This is a genomic window from Legionella nautarum (assembly GCF_001467895.1).
Taxonomy (GTDB): domain Bacteria; phylum Pseudomonadota; class Gammaproteobacteria; order Legionellales; family Legionellaceae; genus Tatlockia; species Tatlockia nautarum.
In genome coordinates this window covers 1-19682 of sequence record NZ_LNYO01000004.1, presented here as the reverse complement: position 1 = coordinate 19682, position 19682 = coordinate 1, and the positions used below count along the sequence as shown (strand labels likewise).

Below are 19682 nucleotides of genomic sequence, written 5' to 3'. Positions count from 1 at the left end.
ACTATACTCGATGTACTGTAACTTGTGGTAATGGGGTTTCTATTTCTTCTTGATCAAATTGTTGTTTAATCGTTTCTTGCAAGCTATTACGTACTAAGGATACGTCTGCTGTGTTAACCCAGACCATAAATTTAAGTTCAACAGCGGCGTTAGCAAAGTTGTTAATCGTCACATTGGGCTCAGGATCATTTAAAACTTGTGCACAATCGTTGGCTATCTTGACTAGCATTGATTTGACCTTGCTAAGGTCGCAGCTATAAGCGACTGAAACAATTAAATCAATACGACGAGTGGAAAAATAACTTAAATTGATGATTTCAGATTTAATCATCGCTTCATTAGGAATGCGTACCAATTTATTATCAGGGGTTTTCAGCTTTGTTGAGAGTAAATCAATCGAGTCAACCACTCCATTAATTCCTTTAACTTCGATGGTATCGCCCACCTTAAACGGATGCTCAAATAATAAAAAGATACCACTGATCAAATTAGATGCGGCTGTTTGCGAAGCAAAACTGAGTGCCACTGTAAAAACTCCTGCTGCTCCCAACAAAACACTCAATTTAAAACCTAAATGTTGCAAACTAGCGACAAAAAAGACAGTAAAAATAATATAGAACACCGAGCGTCGAGCCAGCATAATTTGATGACGGGAACAGCGCTTTGAGAGTGCTCGTTCAGTAACAAGGCTTAGCCGTTTGGCAATAAGGTATCCAATAAAAAACAGGCAAATTGCACAAGTAAAGCTCATTATTCTGTCTGGATTAAGAAAATAATTATAATTAATTGATTTTCCAGCAAGTAAATGTCCTAACTCCATGGTGCAATGACCTCATTATCAGTTATCTTGAGAAGATGGGTACACTATACCCAATAATAGGTTTAGCTTAAATTATTTCGTTGATGTAGATAATCAGTGAGAGCGAGTAAATGCTCCGCCTGATGACCTAAAGGTCTTAAAGCATCTCGAGCTAATTGGAAATGATGCTTAATTAAATGTTCTAATTCGTCTCGAGTATAAAGACTAGCAAAAGTCATTTTTTGATTGGCTAGATCAGAGGCCCGTCCTTTGCCGAGTAAGTCAGCCTGAGCATAATGATCTAAATAATCGTCTTGGATTTGAAAAACAAAACCTAAATGATCCGCAAAATCACGCAGGGCTTTGACTGCGAGTTCAGCAGGTTCACTGGCAGCGACGACCATATTAACACAAGCTAAAATCAATTTTCCTGTTTTGAGCGAATGGATGGTACGTAATTGACCCTCACTAATTGCGGTATTTGTTAATTCAGAGAGATCAAGACTTTGCCCACTGACCATGCCTGCAGGACCGCTTGCGATCACTAATTCGCGTGTTACGTCAATAACTTTCATGGGATTTAAGGATTTAGGCAAATAGGAGAGAAGAATATCAATAGCTAAGGCTTGCATGCCATCGCCAACTAAAATCGCAGTGGCTTCATCAAAGGCTCTATGACAGCTAGGTTTACCACGGCGTAAATCATCATTATCCATGGCAGGTAAATCATCATGAATCAGTGAATAGCAATGAGTAAGTTCGACTGCAGCGGCAATGACATCAAGGTTTGAGAGTTGCGTATTTAGAATTTCTCCGCATAAATAAATAAGTATGGGGCGAAGTCTTTTACCACCTGGAAAAAGAGAGTAAGCCATCGCTTTTCTTATGCGATCAGCAGGTATGCCTGCATCTGCTAACAACTGTTGTAGAACCTCTTCATGGCGTACTAAATAATTACTAATTTCTTGATTAATCATCGGAAACTTCACTGCTCAAAGGGGGTGTTGTGGTAGCAAGCATCTCAATTTTTTGCTCAGCGTGCTGCAAAATTTCTTGGCATTTGCGTGCTAAGACAATTCCTTTCTCGAATTGTTTGAGGGAATCATCCAGTGACAATTCACCTTTTTCCAATTGCATGACAATTTCTTCAAGTTCCGTCATGGACTTTTCAAAATGGATGGGTTTAGTCATAGCCTGATCCTAATTGAGAATTGCCAAAGTATACTGCATTGAGACAGTCTTTGTCTTGAACTATTGTAATGGCTCTTCCCCTGTACGGCTGTATCTTAAGTCACCTCTTTGCCCCGCCCCGCAGCTTGTCCGAGGTCCCGCCTTTTAGCGCAGATTTCTGGATAACGCAGACAAGCTGCGGTAGGTAGGGATGAGAGAGGAGTTTGCAACAACGCCGAAGCCGCAGGGCGTTGGAGCAGAGTAGAGAGGTTTAGGTAGGATATTTAAGCCAGACTGGCATCACTTTATCTAAATAAACCATAAACTTCCATAAGCCAACCTGTGATTCAAAATTACCGAAAGGATCTTCTTTTAATTCAGGATAGCCAATCCCTAAACCGAATAACCCAGGGCCTATAATTCCGACATGTGGGTTATAGCTAAGGTGTTCATAATCATTAATAATAATATTAGAGCGTTTTTCAAAACCGACCGCATAAATCACTTGGTCACACTGGGGAAGAAACCGGTCAATGTTATGTTCGTTAGTGATATAGCGAACTAAATTATCAGGTAAAACCCCATCGATGTTATCCCGCGCCCAAGCGGCTGTCTGGCCTTTGAGGCCGGTATTATCAAATAAGATCCAGTCGCCCAGATCAATTGCATAACGGCAGGGAGAGCGATAAAAATTAATTATTTTTTTAACCCCTAGTTCGACCAAATAACGAATAATGATAATTGCAGAATGCGAAGAGCCAAAAACTGCATAGGTTCTGTTTTTATCAATACATTGTTTCAAGCGCTCGCTATCGATAGCAATATCAAAAGGCAGCACATCCACACCAGGATAGTTGAGATTTGCAGGGACGGCCCCCGTTGCAAGAATGACATTTTTTGCTTTGTAAATTTGCGTTTCAGAGGATAAAAACCAGTTTCGCTCTTTTAATTGTATGCGCCGGATGGTTGCTTTTTCACAGACTACTTTTTGGCTTAGCTGATTAGTAACCCATTGTAAAGGCTCAACAATTCGATTTAAAACACAGGTGTGATCAGGAGGTAAATGATTCAATTGAAAATCGATTTTCGCCTGTTTATAAGTAAAAGAGTCCGCCGCATATAGAAAATCAACAAAACGTTTTACAATCGTATTGCTAGAGACATTGGACCACAATTGCCCTAGATCACCTACTTTAAAGTGTGGATCAATCCACAAAAGTTCAGACGGAGGGATCTTGCGGTCCAATAATTTTCCTACCGCTGCAATGCCTGCAGGCCCTGCACCCACGACTGCCCATTGAAAGGTTTTTTGATTGATTTGCATTATTTGGCTAATTAGTCTTTGTGGATAGCAAATTTTATGATTGAACTTAGTTTTTCACAAGTAGGAATTACTCTGGTTGACAAGGCTTTCGCTTCAACCTAAGCTCAATTTTTTTTAAAACGCCTCGAGCTCCCTTAAATGAAAAGCAAGATCAGATTTATTTGTAATCAATGTGCTGCTGTTTTTTCACAGTGGGCTGGTCAGTGCACTCAATGCGGTGCTTGGAATGCAATTAGTGAAGAAAATGTTGTCTCAACCGGCCGTAGCGCACGAATGGGGCATTATGCCAATCAGCGTTCGGAAGTGACGGCCGTTGAAGATGTCGTATTGGATAAAGAAGTTCGTATGGACTGCGGTCTATCCGAATTAAACAGGGTTTTAGGCGGTGGTTTGGTTGATGGCTCTGTTGTTTTAATTGGTGGTGATCCGGGGATTGGCAAATCGACTTTATTGTTACAAACATTAGCTAATTTATCGCAGGCACAAAAAGTTCTCTACGTGACGGGTGAAGAGTCTTTGCAGCAGGTTGCTATGCGTGCCAAGCGCTTGCAACTGCCGATCCAGGGTTTGCGTTTATTAGCTGAAACACAGGTAGAAAGTATTATTGCCCATGCGCAAAAAGAAGCGCCACGAATTATGGTTATCGATTCGGTGCAAACCATTTTTACCGATACTTTAAGTTCAGCTCCTGGCGGTGTGGGGCAAGTACGCGAATCGACTGCACAGTTGGTTCGCTTTGCCAAAATGACTCAAACCGCTGTTTTTCTAGTCGGGCATGTTACCAAAGAAGGGGCTTTGGCTGGTCCGCGAGTTTTAGAACATATGGTGGATAGTGTTTTATATTTTGAAGGGCAAAGTGATAATCGTTTCCGAGTGATTCGTGCGATAAAAAATCGGTTCGGTGCAGTGAATGAGCTTGGTGTTTTCGCAATGACGGATCGCGGCCTTAAAGAGGTCGCAAATCCCTCGGCCATTTTTTTATCCCGTCAACCTGAAAGTACCCCGGGATCAGCCGTCATGGTTACCTGGGAGGGTTCACGACCGATGTTGGTTGAGGTGCAAGCTTTAGTTGATGAGGCTCATGGCCAACAAGCAAAACGTGTGACAGCCGGGCTTGAGCATAATCGACTTGCCATTTTGCTGGCTGTACTTCATCGCCATGGCGGGATTGCTACTTTTGATCAGGATGTATTCATCAATGTCGTCGGAGGTGTAAAAGTGACTGAAACAGGTAGCGATTTGGCCCTCATCGCAGCGGTTGTTTCAAGTTTACGCAATCGAGTTTTTGATCGAGAAACAATTATTTTTGGTGAAATCGGTTTGGCTGGGGAAATTCGTCCAGTGCAAAGCGGTCAGGAACGACTGCGCGAAGCGGCCAAGCATGGCTTTAAAAGAGCGATAGTACCTTTTGCTAATGCACCCAAACAAGCTCTAGATATGCAGGTTGAGGCGGTAAAACATTTGTATGAAGTGTTAGATAAAATATAAAAATGACAAATTGATTTTAAATAATTTCCTGATTAAGCTTGCAGGAAAAAGGGAGTGAAAAATGAACAGAAAATTATTATTTTCGGTGCTAGTTTTGTCGACAGGTCTATTAGCCGGCTGCTGGACAATAAAATCGGGGCAAAAATCGGGAATTATCGTCAAAGTGGCAAAAGAAGGTAAATTTTGGGGGACTTATGAGGGCGAACTGATTCGCGGCGGCTTAGAAAACGCTACTGGTGCTACGGGTCGTGAATTTCACTTTACCTTAGGCCAATTTAAATCGCCGTTGGTTAAAAAAGCAGAACTGGCGATGCAGAATAATGATCATGTAATTCTGACTTATCACTGCGAAGAATTTGTAATGCCTTGGCGTGGGGAAACTAAATGTTTTGTTGATGATATCAATATTATCGAAGCGCAGAACTTACCCAAACCAGCAGCGCAGCCATCATCGTCTGTGACGAAACCACTCGGCGAGTAAAAAGAATAGCTCTTGTAATAGCCCAGTTTTCTTCATAAGTTATTCCCGAGCGCAGCGAGTGTAAACTCGGGATTAACGTAGGAGAGCTATTACAAGCTCTTTAAACAAAATGTCTAAGTTTATTCATTTTGCTTTATAAAGGGCTTCGATGGTTTTGATTGCTTCGCCAGCTAAGTCAGTTTGCTCATTCATTGCGGTATTGAACAAAAAAAGTCTACTCCTGCTCTGAGGTATCCGCACGAAATTAAATAGACTGTTTAATTCATTGATTGTTTTGTTTACACCGTTCGCACTGGGGAAGCGCTCAGCGCTGTCTCGAAGTGCCGCAAAAAGCCCCCCCTTCGAGAGCCTCAGGACAGGCCTTCGAGACGCCCGCGATGCGTGCTCCTCAGGCTGAACGGGATAAAATGAATACCAATTCCTTAGATATTTTTTTCGTGAGGGCACCTCAGAGTGCGAACGGGATAAACAAATAGTATTTTTGATTTCGTGGAGATATCTCAGCCCCTATTACCCCACCATTCTTCCTAAGCTAGTCAGCTTATCGAAAATATGTTTGGGTAGGAATAACCAGTAGCGGCCCTCGTTTTTCATATTCTCACCGAGGAAACTTGCTTGTTTACCTGAGCCCCAATAAACGTCTCCACGCATCAAACCACGAATTGCACCGCCTGTATCTTGAGCTATCATTAAGCGCTGAAAATCCTTTAATCGGTTATTTTGGCTGAGTGGTTTCTTTGTACTGAGCCATAATGGTGAACCAAGAGGGATCCATCTTTTATCGATGGCGAGAGAATAACCTGGTGTGAGAGTAATATCTTGCACCCCAAGGGCAATAGGTTTCTTTAAATTTTCAAAAAAAACAAAGGATTTGTTTTGGTGAAGGATAGTATTAACCTTAGATGGATGATTTTGAAAATAACGCTTTATCGCAGTTTTCGAGGCTGTATCCTTATTCATGACGCCATTTTTAATCAGTACGCTGGCAACCGGTGTGTAATGAGCGCCATTTTCGCCTGCATAACCTAAATATAATTTTTTACCGCTTGCAAGCCTAATGACTCCTGAGCCTTCGATCTCTAAAAATAATCGCTCAACAGGGCTGTGGATCCAGGCTATAACGGGAGCTTGCTTGTTGAGAGCCCCTTTATCAATTGCTTGACGAGCATAGGAATGCGTTCTTTGACCGTTCCAAGGAAGCTGTTTAGGTAAACCATAAATAGGAATATTGTATTGCTTAGTTTTGGTCAGGTTACCTTTAACTAAGGGCATATAATAACCAGTAAAAATACCGTGAATTGGTTTTCGTTTTATCAGCTCTAAGGGGTAAAACCATTTTTGAAAGAAAGTCTTGGCGCTTGCTTCTGTAGTAGCATCAATTGATACCGCTTCGTTACATGCAGGAAGCCAGTCTTTTGCTTTTAACTTAATAAGTTGGGAACCTACCGGATGCGTCGGTTTCTTTTTTAGAAAAACCTTACATGATTCCTGAAATGCAGCCAATGAGTTTTTAACACCGGATTTATTCCAGCCAGGTAGCTGCTCAAAAGATACTTTTTTGAGAGTAATATTTTTGATCGTTACTTTTTTGGGTGCTAGATCTTTCGGCTTTGCTGCTAGTTTTGTTGTCGCCAAAGCCTTTCTTGAAGGTTTAGCCTCAACTGCCTTTGCTTTTAGATGGGTATTACTAGACCAAACCAGTTTTGCAGAACCTGCTTTAATTGCTTGCTCTTTCAATGTGGCATTGCCTGCCGAAGCTAATTTTGCAGTTTCAGTTTTAACAGTTGCTAAGGTGCTAGCTGCTACTATTTTTATAGTCTCAACTTGCAGTGCTTCTTTGTTTATATTGACTGTTTGTTTTTGGTTTTTCTTAAAATGCTGAACCCCAAAAGTATTCATTCCAATACAAACAACAGCAGTTATTGTGTAAATTATTATTCGCTTCATAACCGGGGAAAATTGTACATAGGTTTAAATTTAATTCAACATGTTTTTTAAATGAGGATGTTTTTATCGATTTTTAAGAAAATAATAAGCAAAAATTTATTCTAATAAACAATTAGTTAATTTTTTATAATAATGAAAAATTTTTCTTTATTGGGCATGAGATTGATTTTCTTTTAGGCGTTTTGCAATCACTAATTGGATATTGTCACGTGCTTTAGGCGGAAAATATTGGTAGGCAGCTAAGAAATCTTTGTTGCTAATTGTAAGAAAAGTTGAGGCTGTGAGAGTAGTAATACGAGCTGTTCTTGGAATATTTCGCATAATGGCGATTTCTCCAAACACATCACCAGGTCCTAGAGTGTTGATTCGTTTCCATTGCGCTGAACCACGTTTTACTGATACAAGCACTCTGCCCTCTATAATGACATACAACTTATTAGCGATGTCACCTTGCTCAATAATAATTTCATTCGCTTTGTGTTCGCTCGTATAACATTTATCAGCTAACATGCCTTGTTCATGAGGGCCAATGCCCATAAATAGAGCAACATTATTGATTATTTGGAGCACCTCTGTTTTAGAAAAAGGATCGAAAGTCGTCATGATAACTATCCTTGTTGTTAAAATTCTTATTTAATTTTAGTATGAAATTTTTATGTTTTATCGCACTTATGATTTTGGCTTTGGCCCAACCTCTCCTAGCTAAAAAGCGCTCATTTTTGCAACTGGCATTAAAAAAGCGCATAATAGCTGCTTTTTGACGAATAAAACGCTATGAAATCTGCATTTGAACAAATCCTTGCGCAGGCTCTTGATACCCTCAAGAAAGCGTCCAGTTTACCGGCTGATCTTGAAGTTGAAATTAAGCTAGAACGCGCAAAAGATAAAACTCATGGCGATTTCGCAACCAATCTCGCTTTAATGTTAGCAAAACCTTGTCGCCAGGCACCGCGAAAACTTGCGGAATTAATTGTTAACCATTTACCGCCCCATGCACAAATCGAGCGCGTTGAAATAGCGGATCCTGGTTTTATTAACTTTTTCATACGTGACGAAGCGCGTTCACAAATTATTGCAGCAGTACTCAAACAGGGTGAAGCCTTTGGTCGTAGCGATTTAGGCAAGGGAGAGAAGGTTATTTTAGAATTCGTTTCTGCGAATCCAACCGGGCCTTTGCATGTAGGGCATGGCCGAGGTGCCGCTTTTGGTGCAACTTTAGCCAATATTTTAATAGCAGCTGGTTATGCTGTGAGTAGTGAGTATTATGTTAATGACGCAGGCCGGCAGATGAATATTTTGGCGGTTAGTGTCTGGTTACGTTATTTGAGTTTGGCGGGGGAGGAAATTATTTTTCCTGCTAATGGCTATCGTGGTGCTTATGTCCTGCAGATTGCGCAACAAATTTTAGATCAACAGGGAAATGCCTATGTGCAGCCCTGGTCGCTTATTCAAGAAGGTTTACCTGCTGATGAACCACAAGGTGGCGATAAAGAGCTTTATATTGATGCAGTGATTGAGCAAGCAAAGCGCTTATTAGGTGAACCAGGTTTTAAATTATTCCACAAACAAGCATTAGACTTTGTTTTGGATGATATTAAAGAGGATTTGGCCGAATTTGGAGTGCATTATAATCATTGGTTTTCCGAGCAATCCTTGCTGGATGACGGCGCAATCAAAAAGGGTATTCAAGCCTTAAAAGACGCGGGCCATACCTATGAAAAAGAGGGTGCTTTATGGTTTCGTGCTACTGACTTTGCTGATGAAAAGGATCGGGTGCTCATTCGAGCGAATGGCCAAACCACTTATTTTGCTTCGGATGTCGCTTATCATTGGGATAAATATGAACGTGGTTTCGAGCGCGTCATTGATGTCTTTGGTGCTGACCATCATGGCTATGTCACTCGAGTCCGCGCAGCTCTAACTGCCCTGGGTCATGACGAGAAAGCCCTAGATGTGTTGTTTGTTCAATTTGCCATTCTTTATCGCGGTGCTGAACGTGTACAAATGTCAACTCGTAGCGGTTCTTTTGTTACCTTACGTGAATTACGTGAAGAAGTAGGAAATGATGCGGCTCGTTTCTTTTATGTCATGCGCAAGCCAGAACAACATATGGATTTTGATTTGGATCTGGCCAAATCGGAATCCAGTGATAATCCTGTTTACTATATTCAATACGCACATGCACGCATCAGTTCTGTTTTACGCCAACTGCTGGAGCGTGGTTTAAATTGGAATGAAGAAGAAGGCCTCGCTCATCTTGATTTATTAGTGGAGCCGCAAGAGACGGCTTTAATTTCATTGATTAGTCGTTATCCCGAAGTGATAGAGACTGCTGCAAAATTATGCGAACCTCATCAATTGGCTTACTATTTACGTGAATTAGCTAACGGCTTGCACAGTTATTACAATGCAGTACAATTGCTATGCGAGCAAACCTTGTTAAGATCAGCTCGGCTGTGTTTATTAAAGGCAGTTCGTCAAATACTGCGAAATGGTTTACAACTAATTGGGGTATCAACTCCTGAGAGCATGTGATGGCAAAGGATTACGGAAAAAGAAGACCAATAAGACAAAAAAGCAATGCTCCTAAGCAATTGTTTTCGATTCTTGCTTCTTTTTTGGCGGGCTATTTAACTGCAACAGTCTTCGATTTTACTAGTTTAAGTACCTGGGTCAATGCAAACATCTTGGCAAAACGACATGAGGCAAAGCCACAAGTACAGGCCGAAGCTCAGGTTGCTGCAAAAGAAAAAGAGCCGGAGTTACCAAAACCCAAGTTTGAGTTTTATACGCTCTTAGCGAAAGGAGGGAATGCGCCAGTCGTTGTGCCCTCACCAAAACCAAATGCTTCTGTTCAAGCAAAACCAGTTTCCCCGCCCGCGGTGGCAGTAGGGAATGCTGCTCTACCTAGGAAACAAGAGATAGCCTCTACTCGTTCACCAGCCACTGTAGTTGTGACTGAAAGTAAACCTGTGGTTGCAGTACCCACTAATTCAAGCAAAGATAGTTACCAAATTCAAATTGCATCTTTTAAAAGGAAGCAAGATGCTGATCAAATGAAAGCAGGACTTACTCTGAAAGGATTTGATGTCAGTGTTGTTGCAGTTTCCCAAGCTCAAGGTACTTGGTTCAGGGTGATCGTTGGACCTTTTGGATCGAGAGCAGCCGCAGAAAAAGCACAACTTTCTTTAGCGCAAAGCGAGCGGGTCAAGGGCATGATTCGTAAGATGGACGCTTAGTTACAAGCCTAGCCTGGCTGGAATTGGGAGTTTTCAATCCAGTCCCGCTTTACTCCGACGTACCGCGACTTGTCCGAGGTATCCTAGCGATCATCTTTCATACTGAGATCGCCTGATCTCGAGGACAAGCCGCGGGAGGTAGGATGGAGTTTAATCGGCGACAACGCCGGGCAAGCCGCGGAGCGTAGGCAGTAAGATTGCAGGCCTGCAGGGATGACAATTCAACAGCAAGGCTACGAGTTAGGTTGTTAACGAGGTTCCACAAATGGCTTGGACCTCATCATTACTACTGGAATTTTTTATCTTAGGTCCAGCATACCTAATCCCAAAATCTGAGAAAACACTCGGTTCCCCTTCCTGAACAGAGGAGGGTTCAACTAATGAATGTACACTGAAATCTTCATCAGTCTCCACGGAATCACAGACGCAGTTGTTCGTTAATAAATAAGAAGCTGCTATTAAACTAAATAGGCCAAACAAGACGCCTGCAGTTAACAAACAAGCGCTACTTGTCGCCAAGGCGGCGCCTGCTGTAAAGACAAGCGCAGGGAATGCTAAACCACCGGTTGCTAGCGTTGTCATCAGCACAGCAGCGATAAACAAAGTACCGGCGCCCACTAATAATCCGATTGATAGATCCGAGGCGAGCAATTCTTTGGTTAAAGAAGAGGCTTTATCGAGTGCATTATCAATTGATAGCTGGATGCGATAGGAATTGAATAATACAAAAAAAGTTGTTGATAGCATGATGGTTAGAGGAATTAAGGGCGATACAGGAATTCCTACGATGGAAAAACTAATAATGAAGGCTAAAAAGATGGCTGAGCTATAAGCGATTAGCCACTTATTTTGCAAGACATTTTTTTCCAAGAAACGATTTAATTTGCTATGTTTGAATAAATATTTTAAGGAACCATTTAAGCTAATATCGGTAAAAAAGGCGGCTTTATCATCGGAATTCATAGCGCAACTAATTCCTCCCTCGTCACTTACAATTCTGGAGCAGGGTGCGTCATTGATACCATCACCAATAAACCAAATTCCTTCACAGCTTTCTCCTCGTTTTTTTGTTTTTTCTATCAGATCAACTAAAAACTCTTCTTTCTTCTCGGGAGTCTTTTCTGCATGAATATTTTCGTCTGCAAAAACACGATTTAACTGTTGATTAAAACCCAGAGCTGATGAGCTGCTATCACCAGTCAGCATGATGAGATTTATTCCCTTTTTCTTTAAGCGATCCAGTGTTTTTTGGATGTCTTTTCTGGGTTCATGCTGAATATAAATAACTCCTTTGTAGCGATTGTTTTCAGCAACATAAACGGGTGTTACTCCTGGTTCTATCGTCATTGAAGGAATTTTAATCCTCGCTTCATCGAAATAAGCAGCGTTTCCTAAACAAATATTAACACCTTGAACCTTTGCGGATAATCCACGGTTTTTGAGATCATGAACAACGTTGCTGACATTATTAATGATTGGCTGCGGTTTTCCGGCGCGAAAATTAACGAGAGCCTTAGCGATGGGATGTTCTCCGCCGTGTTCATTTTCCAATAAATAAATTCTTTCCCATAAGGCTTCAGAGATTGTAGAAGAGCAGTGGGTTACTCGACTTTTGCCGGTGGTCAGAGTTCCAGTTTTATCAAACACAATAGTATGTATTTTGTGAGAATGGCCAGAGAGATCGTCATCTCGTAAAATAATACCTTTATTACTACGGTGAAAAATACTTAAAAGGCTAGGTAACTGATGGCCAATTGCAATCGTACAAGGGCAAACGGCAAATAATATTCCAATGATGTTTTGTAATAACAAAGGAAAAGTAAATACGCCAAACGCCAACGGGGTGACAATAGACGCAATAACTCCAGCAATAATTAATCCGGTATAAAGATAGCTGAATTTTGAATTTGATTCTGGCGCTTTGTTTTCACGAGCACGATTAGCACGGAATAAGATTTGATTGATAGTACTATTATAAGAATTTGTTTTAGCATAGACCTTTACTTTAGAGCCTAAGTTAATGGCGCCTGCAGGGATAGAATCTAAAAACTTTTTATTTCCCTTATGTTCTCCAGATAAAATCGAGGGATCAACGGTTGTATTTCCCTGGATAAGAATGCAATCCACTGGAAAACAATCGCCACGCTCGACTTCAATACACATTCCCTCTTTTAATTCATCAGTGCTTTCTTTAGTCAATTTTTCTTCAGTGAATAAAGCTTGCATGATCTCATCAGAGTTTTGTTCTTTATTAGAAGCGGCGATAAGTTCTGATAATTTAATTTGCTCGGCAGGATCTAGCTGATAACAGTTGTATTCTTTTTTCATTTCTGGAAATAAGGTTTGCATTCCTTGCAAACGCATTTTTTTCGATTTGTTTGAAATAACACGTTTAATTTCATCCATGCTGTTGACTAAGGTAATCAACATGACAGGCATGATAAAACTCATAAAAGCCATGGAAAAACTACTAGCCATGGGCATCATAATCGAGTGATAAACCGTATGTGCGAGCGATAAAAACCAACCAAAGCTAATAGTAGTGGTCATGTTAGTCAGGTTTTTAGCGCGCAGATTGCGAAAAAAGTTAAGCAAATATTCTCTAGCAGTAAAAGCTGTAGTTAAAAAAGAAATTGAGGTTAAGGCGATGGTTAAGGGAATAGATGGGGGGAAAACGAACCATAAAACAGCAATGACGCCCATCGCTAATAAGTTGATTAGAATATTGATCCAATTGACTGTACCTGAAGTTTCAATTTGTGCTTTGCGCGGATCATCGGTAATTTGCAGTACTTTTATCTCGACTAAACGCTCATTTAGCTCCTCAAAAAAGGAAGCATTAAGATTCTCTGCAGGAATGAAGGCCTCTTCTTCTGTTTTTATTTTGATTTCTAAACTGTGAACACCGAGCTTTTCAGGTTGAGGATAAACAGATAATTCAGCGTCTGACGGTAAATCTTTTTTGTTTTTAAATTCTTCGAATAAGTCATTAAGAATATAGTCAAGAGTGAAGCCACAGCCATTATGACACATAATGCCAGAGATAAAAATTTGCTTTTGAACCAATATTTTTTTTGTCATTGCCGTAAACGCTTAAAAAACGGTTGGCAAATATTAAGCTACTTCGTATTAAATTGCCACACAGAAGTGGCAACCTTACTTAGCGAGTCACTGTAACACGCACATTGTTGGCGTTTTTAATTGCGTGAGGTTTACTCACCGAGACAGTCACTTGATCGAGGTTAAATTCGTTTTTAATCAATTGAGCGACTTGATTTGCTACGGTTTCAATCAGCTGAAAGGCCTTGGATTCCACAAACTCAGTGACTTGTTGGCAGAGCTTGCTGTAATCGATAGTTTGATCAATTTTATCTTCACAGGCACTAAAATTAGCTGGGATAGTGATATCAAGCTCTAAACGTTGAGAAATTTGCTGCTCCCAGGCATAAACGCCAATGCGAGTCGCTATCGCCAAGCCTTTAATATCAAGATAGTCCAATTGCAAAGCTCCAAAAAGAGATTGGGTAGCATAGCAACTGGAGCTTATAAGAGCAATGTTGTCATTCAACAACCGTAGTTTGTTGCTAATTGATGATCAACAACCCTCTCTTTATCTGAGCTGTCCTTGGGTGGGGAAAGCAAGGAGTGACTGACTTGCTCACCAAAAGATCGACGCAATGCTCCGCGATGCTCCCCAGTGAAAGTGGGTTCCGTTTGCGCCGTTGAATCGTTGATTTTGACCAAATGCTCTGCGCCTCTTACTGGGGCTGCTGCTTTTGGTCGAAGTGAAATACCTAGTTTAACTTCAGGCTTGACTGGCGTTGGTGAGTAAAAGAAACCAAATACTCTTAATTTTAAAACTAGTTTAGCTGCTTGAAAGTAAGTTAATTCTTTATAACCATTTCCAGCAGGATCTGCTAAGGTATTTCGATAATCTTGCGGAGAGAGTTTAGTGATTTTACTAATTTCTTCACGAAAATAGATTTTTTGATCGGGACCATAAATTAATAAAGGCGGAGGTTGAGGTTTCGTATAATCAATTGCGGGTAAGAAGGTTAACCCACCGTAATCTTTCGCGTCAGGGCGTTCGCCAGTCGTCATAAGTCTGGCAATATCACCTAAAGAATTATCCATTCCATTGATAAGTAAATTAGCAGTATTGTCATTTCTTTTTTCAGAATAAGTACCGTCACCATAGGCTTGAGAGTCATCACGGTTCTCAGTGTAGGCATCGGAATCTCTATCGTAGGGGGGAGTCACGGTAACACTGTCAGTGTTATCTTCATTGTGCATATTATTAATCAAAATACCGCCTAAAAAGCCAAACTTCTTAGGCATCGTTTCGCGCAACAAACCAATACGACCCATGTGCCCGCCGGCGAAATGGTCAGAATAAAAATGCATAATGAACAAATCGCGACTTACGGCTAAGGCGTGATAACGTTGCCAGAGTTCGGTGAAGATTGCTTGATTGTCCGCAAGCTGGGCCTCGGTGAAATGATAATCACCACCCGCTTTGATTTTCTGAATAATACTATTCAATTCATCATGATAATCTTCAGGTATCTCTCCCGGTTTTCCTTCTGCTAATTGTTTAAAATAAAAGGCCAAAGTCGCCATACGCAGGGCAGATTCATGACCAACAAGATAAGCGCGCGTTGACCAGGGTGTAAAATGGGCGACATTTAGATTTAATTTATTGCCATAGTCTTTAATAGCGAAATAATAAACGGCTTGTTGGAAAAGGCTATTGAGAGACTTAACGAATGGAATATAGGTTTTATTCTCAATTCGATAGATTTCATCGATGTCAGATCGTTTGACGGTAGGCGAAGCTAAATCTTCATAAGCTTCTCGGAAAGCACGTGATTCTTGGGCTGAAATAGGAATTTCAAATAGGGCTTCGTTGTCAGCGACCACATCGCCGGTTTGCGGGGGCAGCGTTAACTCATAGCCCCAGCCCGCTTTAGTGAAATAATCAGCGGCCATGACGAAATCGCCGGCACTTAATTCTGGATCGAGTGGAACAGGAATGCCATCTACCGAATGCATCATCCTAACTTTGAGATTATTTGTTGGATCTAACGATAGATCTTTGCTGCCTCGCAAATAATGATTTCCTAAGGTTTCTATGCGAATTTGGTCGCCAACTTGTTTATGTTCACTCGTTTCCACATCCTGTCCTTATTTAGTATATTCAAATCATTGGAATATTTTTTGATAAAAATTAACACAATATTAAAAATAAGGAAACATGCTAGAATGGGCAAAAATTTTTGAAATGGATGAGGGAATTATGAAAGAGGTTGCTGAATCATTATTTATTCGGGCCCTGCAACGTAAACCAGTTCCACGAACACCAGTTTGGTTTATGCGTCAAGCAGGTCGTTATTTACCTGAGTATCGCCAAGTGCGCTCCCAGGCAGGTGATTTTTTAAGCCTTTGTAAAAATCCTGAGTTAGCTTGTGAAGTCACTTTACAACCCCTACGACGTTTTCCGCTCGATGCGGCTATTTTATTTTCAGATATTTTAACCATTCCCGACGCAATGGGTTTGGGTCTTTATTTCGCTGAGGGAGAAGGCCCTTGTTTTCATAGACCAGTGCGAAACCTACAAGCGATCGATTCCTTAGCTATTCCCAAAGAGGAGTTAAGCTATGTGATGGATGCAGTACGATTAATCCGTCGTGAAATGCCGCAACACCTACCGCTCATTGGTTTCGCAGGCAGCCCCTGGACTTTAGCCTGCTATATGGTAGAAGGCGGCTCGAGCCGTGATTTTAAGCAAGTCAAACAGTTAATGTATACAGAACCGCAAACCATGCATCTTCTACTCGATAAACTTGCTCAAGCGGTTAGTATTTACCTTGAAGAACAAGTGAAAGCCGGTGTTAACGCTCTGATGCTTTTTGATACCTGGGGCGGTACCTTAACTACGCAGTCCTATCTGGATTTTTCACTGCATTACATGAGAAAAATTGTCAGCCATTTAAAGAGTCAATACCCGCAGATCCCCCTCATTCTTTTTACTAAAGGAGGAGGGCAATGGCTTAAACCGATGGCCGAGAGCGGTTGTGATGCACTGGGTTTAGATTGGATGACTGATTTAAGTGTGGCTCGACAGCAAGTTGGAGCAAAAGTTGCTTTACAAGGAAACCTTGATCCTTCGCTTTTACTCACCAATACTGAATGTATAAGACGTGAAGTAAAGCAAGTTTTAGCCTCGTTTGGTCATGGTTCAGGGCATGTCTTTAATCTTGGACATGGTATTACCCCGGAGGTACTGCCTGAGAATGTTACAGCGATGCTAGATGCGGTACATGAATATAGCCCTAGTTATCATGGTGAAGATGATGATAGTCAACAGCGATTTTAAACCTGCTTGGTGGTTAATCAGTTCACACGGTCAAACCTTGTACCCAACGTTAACCAGAAATATCAAGGCACCGGTCGATTTAGTCGAGCGAATCGAGTTACCCGATGGCGATTTTATTGATTTAGCATGGGCAATTAATGGCTTAGATAGTCAAACACCTGTCGTGATTTTGCTCCATGGTTTAGGCGGCTCAGTCGAGTCCGCGTATGCTGCTGGCTTAATGCAGGTGTTTAATCATTGTGGTTGGCGTGCAGTATTAATGCATTTCAGAGGTGCAAGTTCAGAGCCTAATCGTTTACCACGTGCCTACCATACTGGGGATACTGGCGATGTGAATTACTTTATCCGTTTATTGGCAGAACGCGAGCCACAAACTAAAAAAGCGGTAGTGGGGGTTTCGTTAGGCGGCAACGTGCTACTGAAATGGTTGGGAGAGCAAGGCCCACAACAATTAATCTCTGCTGCGGTCGCTGTGTCAGTTCCTTTTCAACTTCGTTTAGTCGCCGATAAAATTGGTTCAGGGTTTTCACGCATCTACCAAGCCTATTTACTACGACGCATGAAACGCATATTTGAACGCAAGAAAGCCGTTTTTGCCGATAAAGAGATACCGCAAATCTACAGAGAAATGCATAAATGCCATTGTTTTTGGACTTTTGATGAATGTGTAACTGCGCCACTGCATGGTTTTCCGCATGTTCATGCTTATTACAAAGAAGCGAGTTCAAGACCTTACATTGCTAAAATTGCCACGCAAACCTTGATTATTCATGCTTTGGATGATCCTTTCATGACCCCTGATATAGTGCCGGCTGAAGAGGAATTATCCAAAGATGTTACTTTGGAGTTGAGTGCAAAGGGCGGCCATGTTGGTTTTATTTCTGGTCATTTACCAGGAAAACCAGTTTATTGGTTAGAGCAGAGAATTCCTAATTTTCTGAAACCAATACTGGCTTAAGTTCTTGTCCTGCGGTAGGTTAGGATAATATTGAGCCAAGGCCCAATCCCCAAATTTTTGAATAGTATTAGAACACTGCAAATGAATGCCTATTTAATAGCTAAAACAATACATATTTTATCCTCTACTCTTTTATTGGGCAGTGGTCTTTGCATTGCTTTTTTTATGTATCGTTCAAAATATACCGCCAATATGCATGAAAAATATTTTGCAGTCAGAAACACTGTTCTGGCCGATTTGGTATTGACGACACCGGCTGTAATAATCCAACCACTGACCGGATTTTGGCTCATGTATTTGACGGGTTATTCCTGGACTTCTTTCTGGATTCTGCTTTCCTTAGGGCTTTATGTTTTTATTGGCCTATTTTGGCTTCCTGTGGTTTATTTGCAAATTAAACTGAGAAATCTCCTCGCGCAGTGTCTTGCTAATCAAGAGCCGTTACCTGAGCACTATGAACGCCTTTTTCGCCTCTGGTATTTACTGGGATTTCCAGCCTTTATTAGCTTAATCGTTATTTTTTATTTGATGGTTGCTAAATTGTCATGGAACTAACTCGTGTATTCATCGTGGGAGGTTATGGAAATTTTGGCCAGTATATCGCGAAGGCGTTGAGCTTAAATCCCAAAATCAAGCTGATTATCGGTGGGCGAAACCTTGATAAAGCGAAGGAATTTAGCAAACAACTTCCTAAACCAGTCGAGATTGTTTATTGCGATATTTTTCATCAACTTGCGACGGTCTTGCGAGAGCTAAAGCCAGACATTGTGATTCATACCTCAGGCCCTTTTCAAACACAAGGCTATGAAGTTGCCCAGGCTTGTCTTGCGCAAGGAGCGCATTATATCGATTTAGCGGATTCCCGGGAGTTTGTAACCAACATTAGCCAATTTCATGACCAGGCTTTAGTCCGTAAAAAACTGATCTGTAGCGGCGCCAGTTCTGTTCCAGGATTGAGCTCTGCCGTCATCGAGCATTATCTGTCTGAGTTTAAAGAATTAAGCGCTATTGATTATGCCATTGCAACGGCGCAATTAACTAATCAAGGTTTAGCTACCACTACCGGGGTTTTGAGTTACGCAGGTAAGCCTTTTGAAACTTTGATTAATGGCCGGTTTCAAAAAATATATGGCTGGCAGGATTTGCGCTTGTTAAAATTTTGGCGTTTGAATAAACGTTTTTTAGGTAACTGTGATATTCCCGATTTAGCCCTTTTTCCTCAACGTTATCCTACGCTACAAACTCTTCGATTCCAGGCAGGGTTGGAGCTTAAATTTCTTCATGTTTTTTTATTTTTATTTTCCTGGCTTGTACGCCTTCGCCTATTGCCGCCGCTGAGTACGTTTGCAAGCCCGCTCTTGAAAATATCGCATTTCTTTAATTGGCTAGGAACGAATGACAGCGGTTTTTATATGCGGCTTCAAGGCGTAGACCAAGATAATAGGCAAAAAACAATTTGTTTTGAAATCAATGCGCAAGAAGGTGATGGACTTTATATTCCCTGTATTCCGGCTATTTTTCTTAGCGAGCAAATCGCTTCAGGTCAGCAGATTCCATTAGGAGCGCTGCCTTGTGTGGGACTGATTAGTTTGGACAATTATTTAGAATTAATGAAAAGATTGGGTTTAAAAATAGCTATTCGCCAAACTATTTCTGTAACTTAAGAGCTCAGCACAAATTTTTTCTTTACTCCATTTTCATCGTAGGTGAGAGGTGAATCAATAGCCGTTAGATTAAGGAAATTTTTCTCTATTTTATCTGATTCCCGTTCGCACTGAAGAGACTTTTCTATATTTTATCTGAAGTGCGAATGGAGTCAGATTAAGGAGATTTTTCTCTATTTTATCTGCAACCGTTCGGACTGAGGAGGCGTTTACGCCGTCTCGAAGTCTCACATCAG

The 19682-nt window shown here is 41.1% G+C and carries 17 protein-coding genes; 8 read left to right on the top strand and 9 right to left on the bottom strand.

Features of this window, described 5'->3' with window-relative positions; translation table 11 throughout:
• Nucleotide 1: 1 nt before the first annotated feature.
• The 4 genes from Lnau_RS01745 to Lnau_RS01730 all read right to left on the bottom strand — a co-directional run bounded on the left by Lnau_RS01745 (nucleotide 2) and on the right by Lnau_RS01730 (nucleotide 3287).
• Nucleotides 2–820, bottom strand: a complete 819-nt coding sequence (locus Lnau_RS01745; protein ID WP_058503430.1) for a mechanosensitive ion channel family protein — start codon at nucleotides 818–820, stop codon at nucleotides 2–4.
• 62 nt (nucleotides 821–882) lie between these two features.
• The gene (locus tag Lnau_RS01740; protein WP_058503429.1) at nucleotides 883–1776 is read right to left on the bottom strand and encodes a polyprenyl synthetase family protein; all 894 of its coding nucleotides are present in this window, start codon (nucleotides 1774–1776) and stop codon (nucleotides 883–885) included.
• Nucleotides 1769–1990: an exodeoxyribonuclease VII small subunit gene (locus tag Lnau_RS01735; protein ID WP_058503428.1), complete on the bottom strand. Its 222-nt coding sequence runs from the start codon at nucleotides 1988–1990 to the stop codon at nucleotides 1769–1771. Before Lnau_RS01735 ends, Lnau_RS01740 begins: the two co-directional genes overlap by 8 nt.
• A gap of 250 nt (nucleotides 1991–2240) precedes the next feature.
• Complete coding sequence (locus Lnau_RS01730) at nucleotides 2241–3287, bottom strand: FAD-dependent oxidoreductase (RefSeq protein WP_058503517.1); 1047 nt, start codon at nucleotides 3285–3287, stop codon at nucleotides 2241–2243.
• A 144-nt stretch (nucleotides 3288–3431) separates the two neighbouring features.
• On the opposite strand from Lnau_RS01730, the gene radA reads away from it, so the two are divergent.
• A complete protein-coding gene (gene radA / locus Lnau_RS01725; protein ID WP_058503427.1) occupies nucleotides 3432–4781 on the top strand; it encodes a DNA repair protein RadA in 1350 nt (449 codons plus the stop codon).
• Nucleotides 4782–4842: 61 nt separating this feature from the next.
• Nucleotides 4843–5262, top strand: coding sequence for a hypothetical protein (locus tag Lnau_RS01720; RefSeq protein ID WP_133134874.1), 420 nt, complete (start codon nucleotides 4843–4845; stop codon nucleotides 5260–5262).
• A gap of 510 nt (nucleotides 5263–5772) precedes the next feature.
• On the opposite strand, the gene mltA is transcribed toward Lnau_RS01720, so the two are convergent.
• Nucleotides 5773–7161: a murein transglycosylase A gene (gene mltA / locus Lnau_RS01715; protein ID WP_083503753.1), complete on the bottom strand. Its 1389-nt coding sequence runs from the start codon at nucleotides 7159–7161 to the stop codon at nucleotides 5773–5775.
• Between the two features lie 195 nt (nucleotides 7162–7356).
• A complete protein-coding gene (locus Lnau_RS01710) occupies nucleotides 7357–7812 on the bottom strand; it encodes a cyclic nucleotide-binding domain-containing protein (RefSeq protein WP_058503426.1) in 456 nt (151 codons plus the stop codon).
• A 171-nt stretch (nucleotides 7813–7983) separates the two neighbouring features.
• Here Lnau_RS01710 and argS point away from each other — a divergent pair, with 171 nt between their 5' ends.
• Entirely contained in the window at nucleotides 7984–9744 is a 1761-nt protein-coding gene (gene argS / locus Lnau_RS01705) for an arginine--tRNA ligase (RefSeq protein ID WP_058503425.1), read from the top strand.
• Nucleotides 9744–10448, top strand: coding sequence for an SPOR domain-containing protein (locus tag Lnau_RS01700; RefSeq protein WP_058503424.1), 705 nt, complete (start codon nucleotides 9744–9746; stop codon nucleotides 10446–10448). Before argS ends, Lnau_RS01700 begins: the two co-directional genes overlap by 1 nt.
• Nucleotides 10449–10688: 240 nt before the next feature.
• On the opposite strand, the gene Lnau_RS01695 is transcribed toward Lnau_RS01700, so the two are convergent.
• The 3 genes from Lnau_RS01695 to Lnau_RS01685 all read right to left on the bottom strand — a co-directional run bounded on the left by Lnau_RS01695 (nucleotide 10689) and on the right by Lnau_RS01685 (nucleotide 15623).
• Entirely contained in the window at nucleotides 10689–13529 is a 2841-nt protein-coding gene (locus Lnau_RS01695; RefSeq protein WP_058503423.1) for an HAD-IC family P-type ATPase, read from the bottom strand.
• 79 nt (nucleotides 13530–13608) lie between these two features.
• On the bottom strand, nucleotides 13609–13947 hold the full coding sequence (gene folB, locus Lnau_RS01690) for a dihydroneopterin aldolase (RefSeq protein WP_058503515.1): 339 nt from the start codon (nucleotides 13945–13947) through the stop codon (nucleotides 13609–13611).
• 65 nt (nucleotides 13948–14012) lie between these two features.
• Complete coding sequence (locus tag Lnau_RS01685; protein WP_058503422.1) at nucleotides 14013–15623, bottom strand: hypothetical protein; 1611 nt, start codon at nucleotides 15621–15623, stop codon at nucleotides 14013–14015.
• Between the two features lie 121 nt (nucleotides 15624–15744).
• On the opposite strand from Lnau_RS01685, the gene hemE reads away from it, so the two are divergent.
• From hemE to Lnau_RS01665, 4 genes are all read left to right on the top strand, one after another.
• Nucleotides 15745–16824, top strand: a complete 1080-nt coding sequence (hemE, locus tag Lnau_RS01680) for a uroporphyrinogen decarboxylase (protein WP_058503514.1) — start codon at nucleotides 15745–15747, stop codon at nucleotides 16822–16824.
• Nucleotides 16802–17782 (top strand): hydrolase, encoded by a 981-nt coding sequence (locus Lnau_RS01675; RefSeq protein WP_058503421.1) that lies wholly within the window; start codon nucleotides 16802–16804, stop codon nucleotides 17780–17782. Before hemE ends, Lnau_RS01675 begins: the two co-directional genes overlap by 23 nt.
• 81 nt (nucleotides 17783–17863) lie before the next feature.
• A complete protein-coding gene (locus tag Lnau_RS01670; protein ID WP_058503513.1) occupies nucleotides 17864–18337 on the top strand; it encodes a DUF2269 family protein in 474 nt (157 codons plus the stop codon).
• Nucleotides 18328–19446, top strand: coding sequence for a saccharopine dehydrogenase family protein (locus Lnau_RS01665; protein WP_058503420.1), 1119 nt, complete (start codon nucleotides 18328–18330; stop codon nucleotides 19444–19446). Before Lnau_RS01670 ends, Lnau_RS01665 begins: the two co-directional genes overlap by 10 nt.
• Nucleotides 19447–19682 lie beyond the last annotated feature (236 nt).

Coding starts and splice junctions, on each gene's coding strand:
- argS (WP_058503425.1), top strand. CDS start 7,984: ATGAAATCTGCATTTGAACAAATCCTTGCGCAGGCTCTTGATACCCTC.
- Lnau_RS01735 (WP_058503428.1), bottom strand. CDS start 1,990: ATGACTAAACCCATCCATTTTGAAAAGTCCATGACGGAACTTGAAGAA.
- Lnau_RS01670 (WP_058503513.1), top strand. CDS start 17,864: ATGAATGCCTATTTAATAGCTAAAACAATACATATTTTATCCTCTACT.
- mltA (WP_083503753.1), bottom strand. CDS start 7,161: ATGAATACTTTTGGGGTTCAGCATTTTAAGAAAAACCAAAAACAAACA.
- Lnau_RS01675 (WP_058503421.1), top strand. CDS start 16,802: ATGATAGTCAACAGCGATTTTAAACCTGCTTGGTGGTTAATCAGTTCA.
- Lnau_RS01745 (WP_058503430.1), bottom strand. CDS start 820: ATGGAGTTAGGACATTTACTTGCTGGAAAATCAATTAATTATAATTAT.
- Lnau_RS01740 (WP_058503429.1), bottom strand. CDS start 1,776: ATGATTAATCAAGAAATTAGTAATTATTTAGTACGCCATGAAGAGGTT.
- Lnau_RS01710 (WP_058503426.1), bottom strand. CDS start 7,812: ATGACGACTTTCGATCCTTTTTCTAAAACAGAGGTGCTCCAAATAATC.
- Lnau_RS01720 (WP_133134874.1), top strand. CDS start 4,843: ATGAACAGAAAATTATTATTTTCGGTGCTAGTTTTGTCGACAGGTCTA.
- Lnau_RS01700 (WP_058503424.1), top strand. CDS start 9,744: ATGGCAAAGGATTACGGAAAAAGAAGACCAATAAGACAAAAAAGCAAT.
- Lnau_RS01665 (WP_058503420.1), top strand. CDS start 18,328: ATGGAACTAACTCGTGTATTCATCGTGGGAGGTTATGGAAATTTTGGC.
- Lnau_RS01695 (WP_058503423.1), bottom strand. CDS start 13,529: ATGACAAAAAAAATATTGGTTCAAAAGCAAATTTTTATCTCTGGCATT.
- hemE (WP_058503514.1), top strand. CDS start 15,745: ATGAAAGAGGTTGCTGAATCATTATTTATTCGGGCCCTGCAACGTAAA.
- radA (WP_058503427.1), top strand. CDS start 3,432: ATGAAAAGCAAGATCAGATTTATTTGTAATCAATGTGCTGCTGTTTTT.